The sequence below is a fragment of the Candidatus Nitrospira neuquenensis genome, assembly GCF_979578155.1.
In genome coordinates this window covers 53,852-71,905 of the sequence record NZ_CEFZDU010000010.1, presented here as the reverse complement: position 1 = coordinate 71,905, position 18,054 = coordinate 53,852, and the positions used below count along the sequence as shown (strand labels likewise).

At 69.0% G+C, this 18,054-nt stretch carries 18 protein-coding genes and 1 pseudogene; 3 read left to right on the top strand and 16 right to left on the bottom strand.

Features of this window, described 5'->3' with window-relative positions:
• Window positions 1-241: 241 nt before the first annotated feature.
• The gene (locus AC1U7O_RS05035; protein WP_479893496.1) at window positions 242-514 is read left to right on the top strand and encodes a hypothetical protein; all 273 of its coding nucleotides are present in this window, start codon (window positions 242-244) and stop codon (window positions 512-514) included.
• 1,059 nt (window positions 515-1,573) lie between these two features.
• On the opposite strand, the pseudogene AC1U7O_RS05030 reads toward AC1U7O_RS05035, so the two are convergent.
• The 10 genes and pseudogenes from AC1U7O_RS05030 to AC1U7O_RS04985 form a co-directional block, all read right to left on the bottom strand.
• Window positions 1,574-1,723 (bottom strand): annotated as a pseudogene (locus tag AC1U7O_RS05030) (UPF0175 family protein); the annotation flags it as partial.
• Window positions 1,724-1,946: 223 nt separating this feature from the next.
• Entirely contained in the window at window positions 1,947-3,038 is a 1,092-nt protein-coding gene (gene ychF, locus AC1U7O_RS05025) for a redox-regulated ATPase YchF (protein WP_479893495.1), read from the bottom strand.
• A gap of 22 nt (window positions 3,039-3,060) precedes the next feature.
• Window positions 3,061-3,636 carry an aminoacyl-tRNA hydrolase gene (gene pth / locus AC1U7O_RS05020; protein ID WP_479893494.1) on the bottom strand — a complete coding sequence of 192 codons (576 nt, stop codon included), beginning with the start codon at window positions 3,634-3,636 and terminating at the stop codon, window positions 3,061-3,063.
• 2 nt (window positions 3,637-3,638) lie between these two features.
• A complete protein-coding gene (locus tag AC1U7O_RS05015; RefSeq protein WP_479893492.1) occupies window positions 3,639-4,409 on the bottom strand; it encodes a 50S ribosomal protein L25 in 771 nt (256 codons plus the stop codon).
• Between the two features lie 70 nt (window positions 4,410-4,479).
• On the bottom strand, window positions 4,480-5,421 hold the full coding sequence (locus AC1U7O_RS05010; RefSeq protein ID WP_479893491.1) for a ribose-phosphate diphosphokinase: 942 nt from the start codon (window positions 5,419-5,421) through the stop codon (window positions 4,480-4,482).
• A gap of 158 nt (window positions 5,422-5,579) precedes the next feature.
• Window positions 5,580-6,464 carry a 4-(cytidine 5'-diphospho)-2-C-methyl-D-erythritol kinase gene (ispE, locus tag AC1U7O_RS05005; protein WP_479893489.1) on the bottom strand — a complete coding sequence of 295 codons (885 nt, stop codon included), beginning with the start codon at window positions 6,462-6,464 and terminating at the stop codon, window positions 5,580-5,582.
• 31 nt (window positions 6,465-6,495) lie between these two features.
• Window positions 6,496-7,878, bottom strand: coding sequence for a sigma-54-dependent transcriptional regulator (locus AC1U7O_RS05000; RefSeq protein ID WP_479893488.1), 1,383 nt, complete (start codon window positions 7,876-7,878; stop codon window positions 6,496-6,498).
• Window positions 7,863-9,557, bottom strand: coding sequence for an ATP-binding protein (locus tag AC1U7O_RS04995; protein ID WP_479893486.1), 1,695 nt, complete (start codon window positions 9,555-9,557; stop codon window positions 7,863-7,865). The genes AC1U7O_RS05000 and AC1U7O_RS04995 overlap by 16 nt, the downstream gene beginning before the upstream one ends.
• A 26-nt stretch (window positions 9,558-9,583) precedes the next feature.
• On the bottom strand, window positions 9,584-10,798 hold the full coding sequence (locus tag AC1U7O_RS04990) for a type II secretion system F family protein (protein WP_479893484.1): 1,215 nt from the start codon (window positions 10,796-10,798) through the stop codon (window positions 9,584-9,586).
• A 225-nt stretch (window positions 10,799-11,023) separates the two neighbouring features.
• The gene (locus AC1U7O_RS04985; RefSeq protein ID WP_479893483.1) at window positions 11,024-11,623 is read right to left on the bottom strand and encodes a CDP-alcohol phosphatidyltransferase family protein; all 600 of its coding nucleotides are present in this window, start codon (window positions 11,621-11,623) and stop codon (window positions 11,024-11,026) included.
• Window positions 11,624-11,829: 206 nt separating this feature from the next.
• Here AC1U7O_RS04985 and AC1U7O_RS04980 point away from each other — a divergent pair, with 206 nt between their 5' ends.
• Window positions 11,830-12,141 carry a hypothetical protein gene (locus tag AC1U7O_RS04980; protein WP_479893481.1) on the top strand — a complete coding sequence of 104 codons (312 nt, stop codon included), beginning with the start codon at window positions 11,830-11,832 and terminating at the stop codon, window positions 12,139-12,141.
• Between the two features lie 819 nt (window positions 12,142-12,960).
• Complete coding sequence (locus tag AC1U7O_RS04975; RefSeq protein ID WP_479893480.1) at window positions 12,961-13,623, top strand: transposase; 663 nt, start codon at window positions 12,961-12,963, stop codon at window positions 13,621-13,623.
• Between the two features lie 4 nt (window positions 13,624-13,627).
• Here AC1U7O_RS04975 and AC1U7O_RS04970 read toward each other — a convergent pair whose 3' ends face one another.
• From AC1U7O_RS04970 to pgeF, 6 genes are read right to left on the bottom strand one after another with little or no spacing between them, the layout of a single operon-like run.
• Entirely contained in the window at window positions 13,628-14,749 is a 1,122-nt protein-coding gene (locus AC1U7O_RS04970; RefSeq protein ID WP_479893479.1) for a serine hydrolase domain-containing protein, read from the bottom strand.
• Window positions 14,746-15,234, bottom strand: coding sequence for a DivIVA domain-containing protein (locus AC1U7O_RS04965; RefSeq protein ID WP_479893478.1), 489 nt, complete (start codon window positions 15,232-15,234; stop codon window positions 14,746-14,748). Before AC1U7O_RS04965 ends, AC1U7O_RS04970 begins: the two co-directional genes overlap by 4 nt.
• Before the next feature lie 17 nt (window positions 15,235-15,251).
• Window positions 15,252-15,548: a YggT family protein gene (locus tag AC1U7O_RS04960; protein WP_479893476.1), complete on the bottom strand. Its 297-nt coding sequence runs from the start codon at window positions 15,546-15,548 to the stop codon at window positions 15,252-15,254.
• A complete protein-coding gene (gene proC / locus AC1U7O_RS04955) occupies window positions 15,549-16,367 on the bottom strand; it encodes a pyrroline-5-carboxylate reductase (protein WP_479893474.1) in 819 nt (272 codons plus the stop codon). It lies immediately after the preceding gene.
• The gene (locus AC1U7O_RS04950; protein WP_479893472.1) at window positions 16,367-17,083 is read right to left on the bottom strand and encodes a YggS family pyridoxal phosphate-dependent enzyme; all 717 of its coding nucleotides are present in this window, start codon (window positions 17,081-17,083) and stop codon (window positions 16,367-16,369) included. Before AC1U7O_RS04950 ends, proC begins: the two co-directional genes overlap by 1 nt.
• Window positions 17,084-17,128: 45 nt before the next feature.
• Complete coding sequence (gene pgeF, locus AC1U7O_RS04945; protein ID WP_479893471.1) at window positions 17,129-17,911, bottom strand: peptidoglycan editing factor PgeF; 783 nt, start codon at window positions 17,909-17,911, stop codon at window positions 17,129-17,131.
• Window positions 17,912-18,054: the final 143 nt, after the last annotated feature.

Sequence of the window (18,054 nt, the reverse complement as noted above, 5' to 3'; positions counted from 1 at the left end):
GGCCCCAAGCATAGCGCAAGAGGGATCAGTTACCCACACAAATTCCTGAAGAGCCTAAAAAACTACGAACCCGTCTGGACAGCCTGTGACGGCGGATTATCGACCATCGTATAACGATCGCGATCGAGCAGCAGCGTGCGACTCCGGATGGAAGCCGCATCCGACATTGGGAGGTCGAGATTAACGCCTGGGAACAGCCCGTGAAGAATCTGGAGCGACGGTTGAAGTAAAGGGGCGCGCCATGATTAAGCAACGACGGCAGTCGGTGGTGGCTGAAAAGGACTCGTTCCTTACGCCATCGAGTTCGCTCCTGGATAATCATTTCGAGGAGATTCTTGGGACCATCGAGGAAATTCTTGCGCTTGTCGCGATCTTGAAAGGATCGCCTCCCGCGGACGAGAAGCGAGACGAGTCCGAGGGACGCCTGTACGTAGCCCTGACTCACCTGGATCATCATGTCAAACCGGCCATCAAAGAATGGGACCGCCTCGTAGACCGGATGCCCGATGACTGAATGACTGATGGTTGCCCCTGGGGCGAGATGATCGAGCGTTTCTCTCAGTGCTTCGCGCAATTCGGTGGCGGTGCCACGGTGTGAGTGACGTGCTGGCGCGAGGAGATCAGAAACGGCCTGGCGGTAGGATGCCGCGGCAGTCGGAAGCAACTGCGCGAGCGCTTCAAGAAGGTGTGTCTCCTCTGCCGATATGCGCTGACCTGTCTCGACGCTCGGTGTCTTGGAAACAGAAGATACGGAGAGCTCATTAGAGGAGGTTGCGAATCGTTTGGAGGCGCCGCCTGTCGCTTGCCCGGGCCTTATTTCCGTGGGCAAGGCGAACTAACCCTAATCCGAAAATCCTTGATGGTACCTACAGCAACTCTAGCGGGTCCTGTCGTGGCGATCGCCCCCGTCGTCCTCGCTCCACCCCTCCCCCCATGGGGGGCGCTTCGGCGTTTGGCGGGGTACGGGCGCTGTGTGACCGTGCTGGTTGGGCAACCTGTTGGGCAACCTATGGGCCCTTCGCCCCTTCCGCTGCGGGCGACGGGGGACCCGCTCGCCACGCCACCCGCTCCCTCTTAGGCAGTTCCGCGTTCCATTCATTGTCGGATTAGGGCGAACTCTTGCCACGACGAGTCTAGCGCCGTGACTTCGTGAGGCTCGCCAACCCGTTGAACGATCAGGGGGTGGCAGTCATTCGCATTTCTGTTCCTAAGCATCCCTACTCGAAACACACACAATATCTGCGGTTGCGTGCCTTTGTCAAGGCGCGAACGGCTGGATAGACCGCGACGTCAGGCCGTCGCGCGACCGGCTCGGGCGGATGGAGGAACCGACGCAAGGCGAGCTGATGGACAGGAAGCTCTCCGGCCCGCTGAAGGATCAGACGATACAGCCCTTCGTCAACATCGAGTTGGCCAATACGGGAAAACGTAACCCGCATGATTCATGATGGTTCGTCGCGAAACCGTGGAGTCGCGTCGCGAGACGGGCGCGTCGCGCCGCGAATCCGCGGTTGCAGCAGAAGCGCTCATGAATCACGCGGGGTAATGAGGACGCGGGAGTCCAGGACGAGGATCACCGGGCCTGGCTGTCCTTGTTACGCAACGCCTGCAGGCCGCGCTGAAGATCGTCGGCAGAGTAGTCGAACCAGGGGATGCGATACTGGGCCAGGAGACCCGGCAGGTCACGCAAGGGGAGACCGAGCAATTCCGCCGCCTTGACACGAGAGAGCTTGCCTTAGCGGACGCAATCCAAGACCAAGGCTACCTTCGGCCTCTTCTTCCGACCCCAGAAGTTGCATCAACTCCGGCGGCAACTCGATGGTGACCGTTTTCATGCGGGCGCTCCCCTATGCTGCCCGCCATTTTGCCGGCTTCGCACCGGATAGCCAGCCGGGCCAAGTCCCCTCACCCCGCCCTCTCCCGCAGGGGGAGAAGGGGTGAGATCGTTACACGTTGAAGCGGAAATAGACCACGTCGCCTTCCTTGATGACGTAATCCCGGCCTTCGAGGCGGAACAGGCCCTTCTCGCGCACCTTCGCCTCGGAGCCGCAGGCGATCAGATCGTCGTAATGGTAGACCTCGGCGCGGATGAAGCCGCGCTCCATGTCGGAGTGGATCTTGCCCGCCGCCTGGGCCGCCTTGAGGCCCTTGGCGATCGGCCAGGCCCGCGACTCGGTCTCGCCCGCCGTGAAGAAGGTGATCAGCCCCAGCAGCTCGTAGGCCGCCCGGGTCAGCCGCGCCAGGCCGGGCTCGGCGAGACCGAGCGCCTTGAGGTAGTCGGCCCGCTCCCCCTCCGGCAGGGCGGCCAGCTCCGCCTCGAGCTGCCCGCAGAGCACCACGACCTTCGCGCCCTTCTTCTCCGCCTGCTCGACGACCGACCGGACGACCGGATCGTCCGCCGACGTCCCCTCGGAGACGTTGGCGACGAAGAGCACCGGCTTGGCCGAGAGCAACTGGCATTCGGTGAGGATGAGCCGTTCGTCCGCCGAGAAGGACCGGCCGCCGACCCATTCGCCGGCCCCCAGCCACTCGATGAGCCGGAGCAGGAACGGCAGCTCCTTCTGGGCCTTGGCCTCGCCGGCTCGGACCCGCTTCTCCACCCGCTCCTTCCGACGCTCCAGCGTCTCGAGATCGGCCAGGATCAGCTCGGCCTCGATCGTGGCGATGTCGCGCAGCGGGTTCACCCCGCCCGCGACGTGGACGACGTCCGGATCCTCGAAGCAGCGCACGATGTGGATCAGGGCGTCCACCTCCCGGATCTGTCCCAGGAACTGGTTGCCGAGCCCCTGCCCCTGGCTCGCGCCCTCCACCAGGCCGGCGATGTCGCGCACCTCCAGCGTGCTCGGCGTCTTCTTCCGGGACCCGAAGATCGCGACGAGCCGGTCCAGGCGGGCGTCCGGGACGATAGCGACGCCCACGTTGGTCTCGACCGTCGAGAAGGGGTAGTTGGCGGCCACCGCCCCGCCGCCGACGAGCGCATTGAACACGGTCGTCTTTCCGACGTTCGGCAGCCCGATCATGCCGCAGCACAAGCCCATGACGTTCTCCGGGAGACGGCGCTCAGCCTTCCACCTTCGGCTTGCTGTTGAACCGGTTCATCGCGGCGGTCAGTCCCGCGGTCACGAGACATTCGAGCGCCAGCACGGCGCGGTCCAGCCCCTCCCCCAAGGCCGCCCGCTGATCCTCGCGGACGGGCGAGAGCACGTAGTCGGCGGGGTCTTCGCCTGGTTCGGGTCGCCCGATGCCGACCTTGAGGCGGGGAAAGTCCGCGGTGCCGAGGGCGGTGATGAGGGAGAGCAGCCCGTTGTGGCCGCCGGTGCCGCCGTCGCGCCGGAGGCGCAACCGGCCCGGGTCCATGTCGAGGTCGTCGTGGACGACGACCAGGTCGGCGGGCGAGAGGGCCAACTCGTCGAGGAGGGCCTTGACGGTGGGACCGCAGCGGTTCATCCAGCTCAGCGGCATCGCCAGCGCGACCGCGACCTCGCCGACGCGCCCCTCGCCCCGGCGCGCCTCCCCCCTCCGGCGGAGGCCGATGCGCCAGCGGGCGGCCGCCCGCTCGACCACCAGAAAGCCGACGTTGTGTCGGGTCGCCGCGTACTCTTCGCCGGGATTGCCGAGGCCGACGATCAGGCGCAAGGCTACTTCTTCTTCTCCTCCTTGGCCTCCTTCTTCTCGGCCTTGGCGGGCGCGGCCTCCTTCTTCTCGCCGGCCTTCGCCTCGGCCGGCGCGGCGCCCTTCTCGGCGCCCTCCGCCGCCGCCTCCTCCTTGCCCTTGCCGATCACCTCGGGCTCCTTGCCCTCCTCGGCCGCCGCGCCGCTCGTCAGCAGGGCCTCGAGCTTGGCCTCGGAGATCGGGGCCGCGACGCTCACGACCATTTGGTCGGGATCGTCCATGAAGCGGACGCCCTCGACCGGCGGCAGCTCGCGGACGTGGATGCCGTGCCCGATCGTCAGCGCCGAGGCGTCCACCTCGACGTGCTCCGGCAGGGCGGCCGGCAGGCACTCGATGTGCAGCTCACGCAGGTTGTGGTGCAGCACGCCGCCTTCCTTCACCCCGGCCGGCACACCGCCCACGAGCGCGACGGGCACCTTGACCCGAATCGGCTTGTTCATCGAGATCTCGAAGAAGTCCGCGTGCAGGAGCTCGCCGGTGACGGGGTCCACCTGATAGTCGCGCAGCAGCGCGGTCCGCGTGGCCTTCGCCGCGGCCCCCGCGATGTTCAGCGTAATCAGCGCCGTGCTCCCCGCGTGCCCCCGCAGGATCTTGGTCAACGGGGCCGGGGACAGGGTCAGCAGGAGACAGTCTTCCTGCCCGTAGAGGACCGCCGGAACCCGCCCGCTCCGCCGCAACTGCCGGGCCGCGCCCTTGCCCGCCTGTTCCCTGATTTCAGCCGCCAGTTCGAATCTCATGGTTCCTCCAGATGCCCCCGACTTCCCGCGGGCCCGGGGCCCGCGCCCCCGCCGCCCCCCTGCCCCGCCCTCAGGCGAAGAGCGAGCTGACCGACTGCTCCTCGTGGATCCGCGAGATCGCCTCGCCGAGCAGCGGCGCCACGGACAGCACCCGCAGCTTCGGGCAGCGCTGCTCCTTGCCGTTCAACGGAATCGTGTTGGTCACGACGACCTCGGTCAGGCAGGACTCCTGGAGCCGCTCCAACGCCGGGCCCGAGAGCACGGCGTGCGTGCAGCCCGCCCAGACGGTGCGGGCCCCCTTGTCCGCGCAGGCCTTGGCGCCCTGCACGATCGTCCCCGCCGTGTCGATCATGTCGTCGAGCAGCAGCGCGCTCTTGCCCTCCACGTCGCCGATGATGTTCATGATCTGGGCGTTGTTCGGCCCCTCGCGCCGCTTGTCGATGATCGCCAGCCCGGCCTGGAGACGCTTGGCGAAGGCCCGCGCGCGCTCCACCCCGCCCGCGTCCGGCGACACGACCACCAGGTCCTCGACGCCGCGCTTGTTGATGTAGTCGAGCAGCACGGGCAGCGCGTACAGGTGGTCCACCGGGATGTTGAAGAAGCCCTGGATCTGCCCCGCGTGCAGGTCCATCGTCAACACGCGATCGGCGCCCGCCGTCGTGATCAGGTCGGCGACCAGCTTCGCCGTGATCGGCACGCGCGGCTGGTCCTTCCGGTCCTGCCTGGCGTAGCCGTAGTAGGGAATCACTGCCGTGATCCGGTCCGCCGACGAGCGCTTCAGCGCGTCGATCATGATCAACAGCTCCATGAGGGAGGTGTTGGTCGGCGCGCAGCAGGACTGGATGACGAACACGTCCGCGCCCCGGACGTTCTCCTCGATGCGGACCCGGATCTCCCCGTCGCTGAAGGCCGAGACCGTCGCCCCGCCGAGGCTGATGCCGAGGTAGGCGCAGATCTCCTTGGCCAGGCCTGGATTCGCGTTGCCGGTAAACAGCTTGAGCTCTCTGGACATGGCTCCCTCCGCGTGACCCGGAGTCGCGATCGCCGCTCGATGCGCCGTTCACCCCGACGTTGACCAGGAATTGAGCCCGAAGAGGACAGACGACAGTATCGGAAACGCGGGAGCGTTGTCAACAGAAGCGGTGAGGACGCCGGCCGTCGCGCGCGCCGTCACGCGCCCCCGGCCGGCGCGGCTTCGACGCGGCGGCCCGGCGCGGCGAGCGCCGACGCCGCGCGGCGCGCACCCGCCTCGTCGGCGAAGACGCCGAACACCGTCGCGCCGCTCCCGGAGAGCAGCGCGGCCTGGGCGCCGGCCGCCAGCAGCTCCCGCTTGATCTGATCGAGCGCCGGGTAGGCCGGGGTGAGCGCCGGCTCGAAGTCGTTCTCCATCAGCGGGACGATCTCCTCCCAGCTCGACTCCCCGCGCTCGGCCAGTCCGGCCATGATCGCCGACAGGGGCCGCGGGCCGGTGCGGGAGGCCGCGAGTCGCTCGTAGGCGCCGCGGGTCTCGATGGGAAAGCCGGGGTTGACGAGCACGAGCCAGCGCGTCCCGCGCATCGGCAGCGAGGCCACGAGCTCGCCCCGGCCCCAGACCCGGGCGGTCGGGGCGTAGAAGAAGAAGGGGACGTCGCTGCCCAGCCGCTCGCCGAGCCCGGCCATCTCCGCCGCGGACCAGCCGAGCCCCAGGGCGCCGTTTAAGGCCAGGATCGTCGCGGCCGCGTCGCTGCTCCCACCGCCCAGCCCCGCGGCGACGGGGATGCGCTTCGTGAGCGCGATCTCCAGGCCGACCTTGGGGAGGCCGGCGGCCGCGGCCTGCTCCAACACAAGCGCCGCGGCGCGGACGACCAGATTGCGTCCGTCCGTCGGCACGGCCGGGTCCGCGCAGGTCAGACGCACGTCGCCGCCGTCCGGCCGGAGACGGATGCGCAGCTCGTCCGCCAGCCCGACCGTCTGCATCACCGACCAGAGGTTGTGGTAGCCGTCGGGCCGCCGGTCCAGAACCCGGAGGATGAGGTTCACCTTGGCAGGCGCCGCCACGCACACTTCCTCCCTCATGCGTCTCACCCCTTCCCCCTCACGCCTGACGCTAGTCCTGTCCACCCTTGATCGCGTACTTCTCCAGCCGGTACCGGAAGGAGCGCGTGTTCAGCTTCAGCAGCTTGGCCGCCTTCTTCTTCACCCAGCGGGCGCGTTCCAGGGCCTTGAGCAGCAGCTCCTTTTCAATCCGGTTGATCAGCTCCTCAAGGTCGAGCCCCTCGGGCGGCAGGTCGGTCGGCATGGCCGAGGGGGGCGCGGTCGGCGGCCGGTGCAGCCACCCGCGGATTTCCTCGTCGGAGATGACGGACCCGGAGGCGAAGGCAACCACCCGCTCGATCAGGTTCTCCAGCTCCCGGACGTTACCGCGCCACTCGTGCTCCAGGAGAGCGTGCATCGCCTCCTGGCTCAGCGTGGGGACGGGGCGGCCGCTCGCCTTGGAAAAGCGCTCGAGGAAATGCTGCGCGAGCAGGGGAATGTCGCCCGTCCGCAGCCGCAGCGGCGGCAACTGGATGGGAATCACGTCCAGACGGTAGTACAGGTCCTCGCGGAACGAGCCCTCCGCCACGGCCTTCTCCAAGTCCTTGTTGGTGGCCGCGACGATGCGGACGTCCACCTGCACGCTCTTGGTCCCGCCGACCCGCCGGAATTCCCGTTCCTGGATCACGCGCAGCAGCTTGACCTGGGTGGCCGGCGTCGTTTCGCCGATCTCGTCGAGGAAGATCGTGCCGCCGTTGGCGACCTCGAACAGGCCGGCCTTGTTCGCCACCGCGCCCGTGAAGGAGCCCTTCATGTGTCCGAACAGCTCGCTCTCCAGCAGCGGCTCCGGCAGGGCGCTGCAGTTGACCGTGACGAAGGGCATCCGGCTGCGCGCGCTGTTGTAATGGATGGCGCGGGCGACCAGCTCCTTGCCCGTGCCGCTCTCGCCGCAGATCAGCACGTTGCTCCGGCTGTCGGCCACCCGCCGCACCATCTCGAAGACCTTCTGCATGGCCTCGCTCTGCCCGATGAGCTGGGCGAAGGAGGACTGGCTCGCCATCTCGCGCTTGAGCAGGATGTTCTCGGTCGTGAGCCGCCGCTTTTCCAGCGCGTTGCGGATGATGAGCTGGACCTCGTCCACCTGGAAGGGCTTCGTCAGGTAGTCGTAGGCCCCACGCTTCATCGCCTCGACCGCCGACTCGGTGGAGGCGAAGGCGGTGATGACGAGCACCACGGTCTCGGGCGAGGACTCCTTGACGGCCTTGAGCACATCCAGCCCGCCGACCTTGGGCATCTTGAGGTCGGTGATGACCAGGTCGAAGATCTCCTTGCCGATCTGGGCGACGGCCTCCTCGCCGTCCGCGGCGACGGACACGGCGTACCCCGCCCGCTTGAGCATGATGCTCAGGACCTCGCGCATGCTGCGTTCGTCGTCGACGATCAGGATCTTTTCCACGGTTCCCTACCCTCGTACCAGAGGCGCGGTCCCCCCTCCGCGACGCGCGGCAGGCAGACCACGAAGCTCGAGCCCCGGCCCTCCTGGCTCTCCACCCGGATCCAGCCGCCGTGCAGGTCCACGATCCGGTGCACCGTCGCCAGGCCCAGCCCGGACCCCTCCCGCTTCGTCGTGAAGAAGGGGAGGAAGATCTTGTCCAGGTCCTCCTTCTTGATCCCCTCGCCCGTATCCTCGAAGGCGACCTCGATCACCTCACCGCTCCGGGCGCCGACGCCGACGCGGCGCCGCCGGGTGGCGATCGCAAGCCGGCCGCCCTTGGGCATGGCCTCGAAGGCGTTCGTCGCCAGGTTCCAGAAGACCTGCCGGACCTGGTTCTCGTCCACCTGCGCCGTCATCGGCCCGTTGCCCAGCCGGCTGTCCAGGACGATCCCCGGCCGGCTCTGGGCCTCGTGCGCCAGCAGGTCCAGCACGTCCTTCAGGACGCGATTGAGGTCGCACTCCTTCAGGTTCAGGGCCGGCGGACGCGCGTACTGGAGAAACTCCGTGATGATCGCGTCCAGCCGCGTCGCCTCGCGGACCGCGATGTCCATCAGCCGCGCGTTCGTCTCGTCGAGCGCCAGGTCCTTGCGGAGCATCTGCATCGAGCCGGCGAGCGCGGCCAGCGGGTTCCGGATCTCATGGGCCATGCCCGCCGACATCTCGCCCAGCGTGGCGAGCCACTCGCGCCGCCGCATCTCCGCCTGCAGGTCCCGAACCTGGGTGAGGTCCTGGAACACCCCGACGAGCCCCGTCCGGACCCCGCTCTCGGTCAGCGGCGAGAGCGTCATGCCCACCACCACGCGGCTGCCGTCGGCCCGCCGGCCCTCGGCCTCGAACCGGTAGGGCCCCGTCAGCGCCGCGGGGTCCGCCGGCGCGATGTCCGACCGCTGCCAGCGAAAGGCCTCCGTCCAGAGCCGGCCCTGCACCGCCTCCGGCGGGCAGCCAGTGATGTCCTGCGCCGCCCGGTTGAAGGAGGTGATCTGCCCCGCCGCGTTCGTCGAGAACACCCCGCTGGTCAGGCTCTGCAGCACGTTCTCATGGAAGACCTGCAGGCGCTGGAGCCCCTGCGCCTTCTCCTCCAGCGACAGGCCCGCGCGCCGGAGCTGCTCCGCGAGCGTACCGCTCAGGAAGCCCACCACCAGCAGCCCCAGCGTGTTCACGCCGAACGTGTAGAGGGTCTCCGGCACCGTGACGCGGCTCGGCGGGATCCCCCGGCCGGGCACCGGCAGGCCGTAGAGCTGCGCGACGACGACCAGCCCGAACAGGATCGCCGCCAACCCCGCCGTGATCAGCCCGCCCCGCCGCTTCAGCATGAAGCTCGTCAGCGCGACCGTCATCATGTACAGGACGGGGAAGGGGCTTTCCACTCCCCCGCTGCGGGCCACCAGGATCGTCTCGAGCAGCAGGTCCAGGCCGACCTGCACGACCGCCATGCGCACCAGCGCCCGCTCGGTCCGGAGGTATCGCAGGACCGTCGCGTAGACGATGGTGACCGCGTAGGTGAACGCGATGAGCGCGAAGAACGTGTTCGTGAGGTCGCCGCGCCCGACGTGGATCAGGATCGACAGGCCCAGCAGGAGGGTGACGACCACCAGCCGCAGGCCCATCAGCCAGAACAGCCTGACCCTCAGCGCGGCCATCGCGAGCCCGTCCTCCCGCCGGCTTGCTAGCCGATGAACTTCCCGATGTTGAAGATCGGCAGGTACATCGCGATCACGATGAAACCGATCGTGACCCCCAGGAACACCATCAGCATGGGCTCGAGCAGCGACGTGAGCGCCGCCACGGCCGCGTCCACCTCGTCGTCGTAGAAGTCGGCGATCTTGCCGAGCATCGCGTCCAGCGCGCCCGTGGACTCGCCCACCGAGATCATGTGCGTGACCATGTTCGGGAACACGCCGCTTTTGGCGAGGGGATCGGACACCGTCTTGCCCTGCGCGATGCTCCGGCGCGCGGAGAGGATGGCCTCCTCCACGACCTTGTTCCCGGCCGTCTTGGCGGTGATCGCGAGCCCCTCCAGGATGGCCACGCCGCTCGTGATCAGGGTGCCCAGCGTCCGGGTGAACTTCGCCACCGCGGCCTTGCGGATCAGGTCCCCCAGCACGGGCAGCTTGAGCATGAGCCGGTCGATCGCCAGCCGTCCCTTCGGCGTCGCGTAGTACCGCTTGAGACCGACGATCGCGATGGCGGCCACGGCCACCATCGAGAGGATGTTGTTCTGGAAGAACTGGCTCACGTCGATCACGAACTGCGTGGGGGCCGGCAGCCCGGCTTTTCCGCCCGACATGTCGTGGAACATCTTCTCGAAGACCGGGATCACCCAGATCATCAACACCACGATGACGATGATGGACACGCCCAGCACCGCCGCGGGGTAGATCATGGCGCCCTTGATCTGGCTCTTGAGCTTCATCGCCTTCTCGATGTGCTTCGCCAGCCGGACCAGGATGCCGTCGAGCATGCCGCCGACCTCGCCCGCGTGCACCATGTTCACGTAGAGCTCGTCGAAGACCTTGGGATGCTTCTTCATCGCGTCGGTCAGCGTGGAGCCGCTCTCGACGTCCACCTTGACCTCCGCGATGGTCTTGCAGAAGACCTTGTTCTCCGACTGCGTGGCGAGGATGTCGAGGCACTGGATCAGCGGCAGGCCCGCGTTGACCATCGTGGCGAACTGACGGGTGAAAACGACGAGGTCCTTGTCGGTCGGCCCGCCGCCGATCTGCCTGTTGAGGATGCCGGCGGCGGCTTCCTCCTGGAGCGTGGTGACGAGGAGGCTCCTGCGGCGGAGCAGCTCGGCCGCCTCCTCGCGGGTCTTGGCGACGAGCTTCCCCTTGGCGACGGCGCCCGTGCGGGTCTTCCCGGCGTAGGTGAACGTAGGCATCGGCCATCCGACCTGTCCGGCGGGGCGGCGCCCGCCGGCTGAGCCGCCTGCTCCGGCCGGTCAACCGCCGCGGAGCGCGCGCCGGGGCCGGGTCATTCGGTGATCGCAGGCGGGCGGTCCGGGAACGAACGTGGGGACGTGGAGCACGCGCGAAGTCTACTGGAGGGCCAAGGGGTTGTCAATCAAACCGCGGGAGGCCGCCGGTGGCCCGTTTGGGCATCCTGCTCAGGCGTCCCAGGCGTGGAGCTGCGTACACCCCCGATAAAGATAGTGGAGGCCCGAGGCGAGGGTCAGGCCCGCCGCCGTGAACAGCAGCGGGTCGAGCAGGTGCACGTCCATCCGCCGAGAGGTGAGCGCGACCACGAGCAAGACGTAGGTCAGTTGCAGCAGCGTCGTGCCCTTGCCCAGCGTCGTGGGCGAGAGGTCCACGGCCGAATCCGTCAGCCGCACGAGCAGGGTCCCGGTCATCAGGATCAAATCCCGGCTGACCACCAGGATGACGACCCAGAGCGGCGCGAGGCCGAGCACCGAGAGCGTGATGAACCCCGTCGTCAGCAGCAGCTTGTCCGCAAGGGGGTCGAGGTAGGCGCCCAGCTCCGTGCGCTGGTTCGCCACCCGGGCGATCGTCCCGTCCAGCGCGTCGGTCAGCCCCGCCACCAGCAGGGCCCCGAGCGCGTAATCGTAGTGCCGGTAGACCAGCAGGCCGACGAAGACGGGGATCAGCAGGATGCGCAGGAGGGTGAGGCTGTTGGGGATGTTCAGGGCGCCGGTCAGGGTCAGGGGTCCCTTTTCGATCGCCGCGGTCGCCGGGATCTTGGTCGTCACCCTCCGCCTCCGGGAATCAGGGGACGATCATACGGAGGCCCCCGCAGCCTTGTCAATCGCGACGGCGGCCGGCGCGACGGGGGCCGGCGGGGCTGGCTTCGGCGCGGCGGACACCGGTCGGTTGCAGTCCCGACGGAGGATCATTATAATCCGGCTCGGCTAGGTCGCCGGTTGCGGCATCCGGGCAGCGTCCGAAGGAGGACCTCGTGAGCACCCTGCCCCTGTCCTTGAAACGAGAGGGCGTCGTCGAGCGCCACCAGATCGAGGGCACCGACCCGAGCGAGCGTTACTTCAACCGGTCCATCCTCGTCAACCGGACCGCGCAGGGCTACAGCGCCCAGGTCATGTACGAAGCCCTCACCGTCGAGAGCCAGCCGCATCCCACCATCGCCGCCGCTGTCGCCCAGGTCGTCGCCAAGCTCCGCGAGCTGGGCTTCAGCCGCATGCGCACCCGCGTCAACTTCCGCGGCAAGAAGTACCTGGCCGAGAAGGAAACCTGGGTGGAGTATCCGGATTAGCCGTCGGGACGAGGAGTTCCGCTCCCCGGGGACTCGCCCACGCTGCTGTAACGATCGGCGGCTCGGCTCCGGCTCCCCCCATCCCCCACTCGGAAGGGGGGGCATCCGATCCGCCTCGGCCTGCTGCGACAGCCCGAAGCGGTCGGGCCTCGCACACGCCGCCCTTCGAACACCACCGGGGCTCACCCCCAAGGTCGCGCCATCCTCACCCCGACGGCTGTGGAGGAACTTCGGCTTCCCCTAACCTCCATTAACCTCCACCGCGTCTGAGCTTCACAGCGCCGATCCTGGCTCCGCTCTTAAGACATCGAACCTGAGCAACTACTGCAACGAGATCACTAATTGGCAGGGCGATGCCCCGCTAGCGGCCTAACAGCTATGCTCAGCGGATCGCTGCAAGCGATCTGCCGAAGCGCTGAGTTAGCCCTAATCCGAAAATACTTGATGGTACCTACAGCAACTCTAGCGGGTCCTGTCGTGGCGATCACCCCCCTCGTCCTCGCTCCACCCCTCCCCCCGTGGGGGGCGCTTCGGCGTTTGGCGGGGTACGGGCGCTGTGTGACCGTGCTGGTTGGGCAACCTGTTGGCCCTTCGCCCCTTCCGCTGCGGGCGACGGGGGACCCGCTCGCCACGCCACCGGCTCCCTCTTAGGCAGTTCCGCGTTCCATGTATTTTCAGGGCTCTTCAGGAATTTGTGTGATGGTATGAAAGTGCGCGCCTCCCTCACGCAGGTGCTAGCCTGCGTTCGGAAATCAACCGCGGCGGAGCCGCAGGAGGGAGGCGCAGCATGCACTATATCGCATTTGACTCGCACAAGCAGTGACGCCGGCCCAGCGGGAGGGAATCACGGCGATCGCCAGGGACATGTGGGAGCCCGACATCCAGTCGGCGCACACTCATCTCACGGAGGCCGACACCAGGATCGTCTTCGACAAGTTCCATGTGGCCACGCATCTCCAAGACGCCGTGGATGGCGTGTGGCGCGCGGAACAGCGAGCCTTGAAGCTGACGGGCGATACTCGGCTGACGGGAACCACGTACCTCTGGCTCATGCGGCCCACGGCCATGACGGCCGAGCAGCAGGCCGCCTTCCGCACGCTCACGCGCAGTGACCTCGAGGTGGCTCGGGCCTGGGCCCTCAAGGAGCGCTTCCGCCAGTTCCGGGAGTACACCGACCAGGGAGCCGCCCGGAACTTCTTCGCCCGCTGGGTCTGGCGCGCCACGCACAGCCGCCTGCGGCCGATGGCCGCGGTGGCCACGCTGATCCGGCGGCACCTTCCGAACGTGCTGACGTACTTGCAGCATGGGATCACCAACGCCGGCCTCGAGGCGGTCAACGCCACGATCCAGTGGGTCAAGACAACGGCCCGGGGCTTCCGAACGTCGAGCATTTCAAGACCGCGATCTATTTCCATTGTGGAGGACTGGATCTCTATCCGACCCACACGAAAGCCTGAAGAGCCAGATTTTCAAATGGCTTGACAGGTCATCCGATCAATTCCTCATAAATCACATCGTGGATCTTCGGCCGGAATTGCTGGATGGCCTGGTTCTTCCGCGTCGGATGGACGCGGTTGGAGAGCAGGATCACCTCCAGCTCGCGGTCCGGGTCCACCCAGAGCGACGTGCCCGCGTAGCCCAGGTGCCCGAACGAGCGCGGGGAGAAATACTGCCCGGCCGACGAGGGCGCCGACGGTGTGTCCCAGCCCAACGCCCAGCTCGACCCCGGCGTCTCCGCCCGCCTCGTCACGAAGAGCCTGACGAGGTCCGGCCGCAGCAGGTTGTCGCGCCGCAGGTAGCTTCGCAGCCAGGCCCCCGACACCGCCGCCACCGCCGCGGCCGTCCCGAACAGCCCCGCGTGGCCCGCCACGCCGCCCAAGGCCGCGCAGTTCTCGTCGTGCACCTCCCCGCGCAGCAGCCGCCCGCGCCAGGGGTCTGTCTCCGTCGGCGCGATCCTCCGCCCGTCCGCCTCCGGAGCGGGCAGGTCCGGCCGCGCCCCGGCGAAGAACAGGGGCACGGCCCCCAGGGGCTTGAAGATCCGCTCCTCGCACCACTCCGCCAAGCCGCGGTCCGCCGCGCGCTCAACGATGAACCCGAGCAGGATGAACCCCAGGTCGCTGTAGAGGCTCCGCGAGCCGGGCTGGTAGAGCGGCGGCTCCCGGCCGATCAACTCCACGACCAGCTTGCGGGCCGCGGCGACGCCCGCCCGGGCCGGATCGGCCTCGGCCGCCTGGGAGACCTGTTCGTACAGCGGCCGCCACCCCGGCAGCCCCGCGCTATGGTTCAACAGGTGGGCGAGCGTCGCCCCGCCGACCGGCGCCCCGACCAGCTCGTCGAGCCAGCGGGACACGGGCTGGTCCAGCGCCAGCCGGCCCTCCTGCACGAGGATCAGCACGGCGGAGACCGTCGCGAGGGGCTTGGTGAGCGAGGCGAGGTCGTAGATGGTGTCGAGGTCGGCCGGCTCGTCGTGAGGGACACGGGCCGCGAGCCCGAAGGCCCGCTGGTAAGCGGGGCGGCCGCGGAGGCGGACGAGGAGGACCGCGCCCGGAAAGACGCCGTCCGAGACGGCGGCCTCCATGGTTTCGGCGATACGGTCGGCGGCGCTCACATGGCCTGGCGGCGGCCGGCGGCCTCGGCCTGCTCCTCGGCCGCGTCCTCGACCTCCAGCATCCGCTCGAAGGTCCGCAGCGTGGACCGCAGCCGCTCGACGACCACGATCCGCTGCTTGCGGAGGTCCGCCAGCTCGCGATGCAGCCCCGACAGCTCCTCGCGCGCGCCGCGGAGCAGATCCTGCGCCTTGAGCTCCGCCTCGCGGAGGATGAACTCCGCGTCCCGCTTCGCCGCCTCCTTGAGCCCCTCCGCCATCGTCTGCGTGGAGACGAGGGTCTGCGTGAGCGCCGTCTCCGTCTTCTTCAGCTCGGCGAGCTGCTGCTCGGCCTGCGCCAGCTTCTCGCGGAGCGCCGAGCCCTCGCGCGTCAGCCCCTCGACCGTCCGCGCCACGTCGTCGAGGAACTGGCGCACCTCCCGGCAGTCGTAGCCCCGCATCGTCTTCCTGAACTCCACCTGCTGGATGTCGAGCGGCGTGATCTTCATGGGCTGCGCCTCACAGGTTACCGCATCCGGAGCGCGAGGTCCTTCAAGGACTCCACGAGGGCCACTTGCAGAAAGATGATGATCAGGATGGCGATCATGGGCGAGAGGTCGATCCCCATGCGCCAGCCGAGCCGTTGCCGGATCGGATGAAGCACCGGCTCGGTCGCCCGTTCCAGGAACCGCACGATCGGGTTCCAGGGATCGGGGTTGACCCACGAGAGCAGCGCCCGGACGATGATCACCCACATGTAGAGCCAGAGCACGTTGTCCACGACGACGGCCAGGCCGTTTAAGATATTCCCGGCGACGAACATTCAGCTCCCCAGCTCCGCGGAGCGCCGCGCGGCCGCCTCCACTGCGGCGATCAGGCTCGCGCGCACCCCGCCCTTCTCCAGCTCGGCCAGCCCGGCGATCGTCGTGCCGCCCGGCGAGGCCACCCGGTCCTTGAGCTTGGCGGGATGCTCGCCGGTCTCCAGCAGCATCCGCGCGGCGCCCAGCACGGTCTGCACGGCCAGCCGCTCGGCCGTCTCGCGGGGCAGTCCCGCCTTCACGCCGCCGTCCGCCATCGCCTCGATCACCACCGCGACGTAGGCGGGGCCGCTGCCGCTCAGGCCCGTCACCCCGTCCATCAGCCGCTCCTCCACCGTCACCGCGAGCCCGACCGCCTCGAACAGCCGCATCGCCAGGTCGGCCTCCGCCTCCGTCACGCCCGGCCCGGCGGCCAGGGCGGAGACGCCCGCGCGCACCAGCGCCGGCGCGTTGGGCATGACCCGCACGACCCGCGCGCCCGGGCCGGCCATGCCGGCGATCTTCCCGATGGAGACCCCGGCCACGATCGAGACGAGCAGCCGGCCCGCCACCGACGGCGCGATCTCCCCGAGCAGCGCCGGCAGCGTCTGCGGCTTGACCGCGAGCACGATCACGTCGGCCCAGGCCGCCGCCTCCGCGTTACCCGCGCCGACGCGGACGCCGAAGCGCCGCTTGGCCAGGTCGCGCCGCGCCGCACTCGCGTCGGTCGCCCAGACCGATCCCGGCTCGACCAGCCCGGAGGCCAGCCAGCCGCCGAGCAGCGCCTCGCCCATCTGGCCCGTCCCGAGCAGGGCGATCTTCTTGCCGAGCCCCGCGCCGCCCATCACGCGCGCCTTCCGAAGAGCGCCGTGCCCACGCGCACCATCGTCGCGCCCTCCTCCACCGCCACCTCATAGTCCTGCGACATGCCCATGGATAGCTCCGCCGCTCCCGGCCCGCACCAGCCGGCCCCTAACGATTCCGCCAGGAGCCGCAGCCGCCGGAAGTAGGGCCTCGCCCCCTCGGCCTCCGGCGTCGGCGGCGGGATCGCCATCAGCCCCCGGACGCGCACGTGCGCCAGCCGCGCCAGCTCCGGCAGCGCGGCGGGGAGGCCCTCGGGATCGAACCCGCCCTTGCTCGCCTCGCCCCCGAGGTTCACTTCCAGGAGCACCGGCTGGACGAGCCCCGCCGCGGCCGCGCGCCGCTCGATCTCGGCCGCCAATTCCACGCTGTCCACGGAGTGGATCAGCTCGAACCGCCCGACGACCTCCCGGACCTTTCGCCGCTGTAGTCGCCCGATGAAATGCCAGCGAACGGGCCGGCCGGCCAGCGCCTCGATCTTCGGCAGGGCCTCCTGCAGCCGATTCTCGCCCAGGAGCCGGACACCCGCCTCGATCGCGGGCGTGATGCGCTCGGGGCCGACCTGTTTGGTCGCGGCCACCAGCCGCACCGACTCGGGATCGCGGCCCGCCCGGACCGCGGCGCGGCGGATCGCCGCCAGCACCGCGCGGACGTTGCCGGCCACGGTCGCGGCATCATCGAGGACGGCGCTTCCGGCCATGGTCCCGCTTCCCTCTCCGCGCCGGGCGGCGGCCGGCGCGAGGGGCTATTGTACCGGAAGCCTCCGGCGATTGACAGGTCGCAAGCGCCCGGCCCGCTCCGGCCGGCCCGTCGGGGGGCGGCGGCCGGTCAGCATGATCCCGCTCACCATCGTGCCGCGCACCTCGCCGTCGCGCCGGTAGGAATGGAAGAGGGCGGGGCGACAGATCGTGCAGAGGTTGACGGCCTGGATCGAGTCGGCCGGCACGCCGGCGGCCTCCGCCTGCAGGCGCACGAGCAGCCGGAGGTCGAGGAGGGCCCGACCGGGCCGATGGACACGGAGCACCGACGGCCAATCGGGCACCGACGCGCGCAGCCCGGCGAGCACCGGCTCGTCCACCTCGTAGCAGCAGGGCCCTGCCGAGGGGCCGACGGCGACCCGGAGCGCCGCGGGGACGGAGCCGAACCGCTCGGCCATGGTCGCGATCGTCCGCGGCACGATCCCCCCCAGCGCGCCGCGCCAGCCCGCATGGACCGCCGCGACCGCACGCCGGGCCGGGTCGTGGAGCAGGACCGGGACGCAGTCGGCCGTCCGCACCGTCACCATGACGCCGGGCTGGTCCGTCATCAAGGCGTCCCAGCCGCCGTCGAAGGTTTCGCCGGGCTCGACGGGACGGTCCAGTACGAGCACGTCCGTCCCGTGCACCTGGCGGACCGCCACGATCACCGGCTCACGGCCGCGTCCCGCCCAGCCCCGCCGGGGCGCGGACGCCAGCCGCGTTCCGAAGAAGTGCCGCGCCCCCGCGCGCTCGGTCGAAAAGGCCGGCAGCGTGATCACCCCCACCGCCATCGGATCATCCCTTCTCACTGGTGACACATCCCCGGCCGCTCGTGCAGCGTCACTCGCGGGGCTGATTGCTTCCTCCCGTTTCCCGCCTCCCGTCTCACCTTTCCCGCCTCACCTTTCACGTTTCACCCCTTACCCCTTACTCC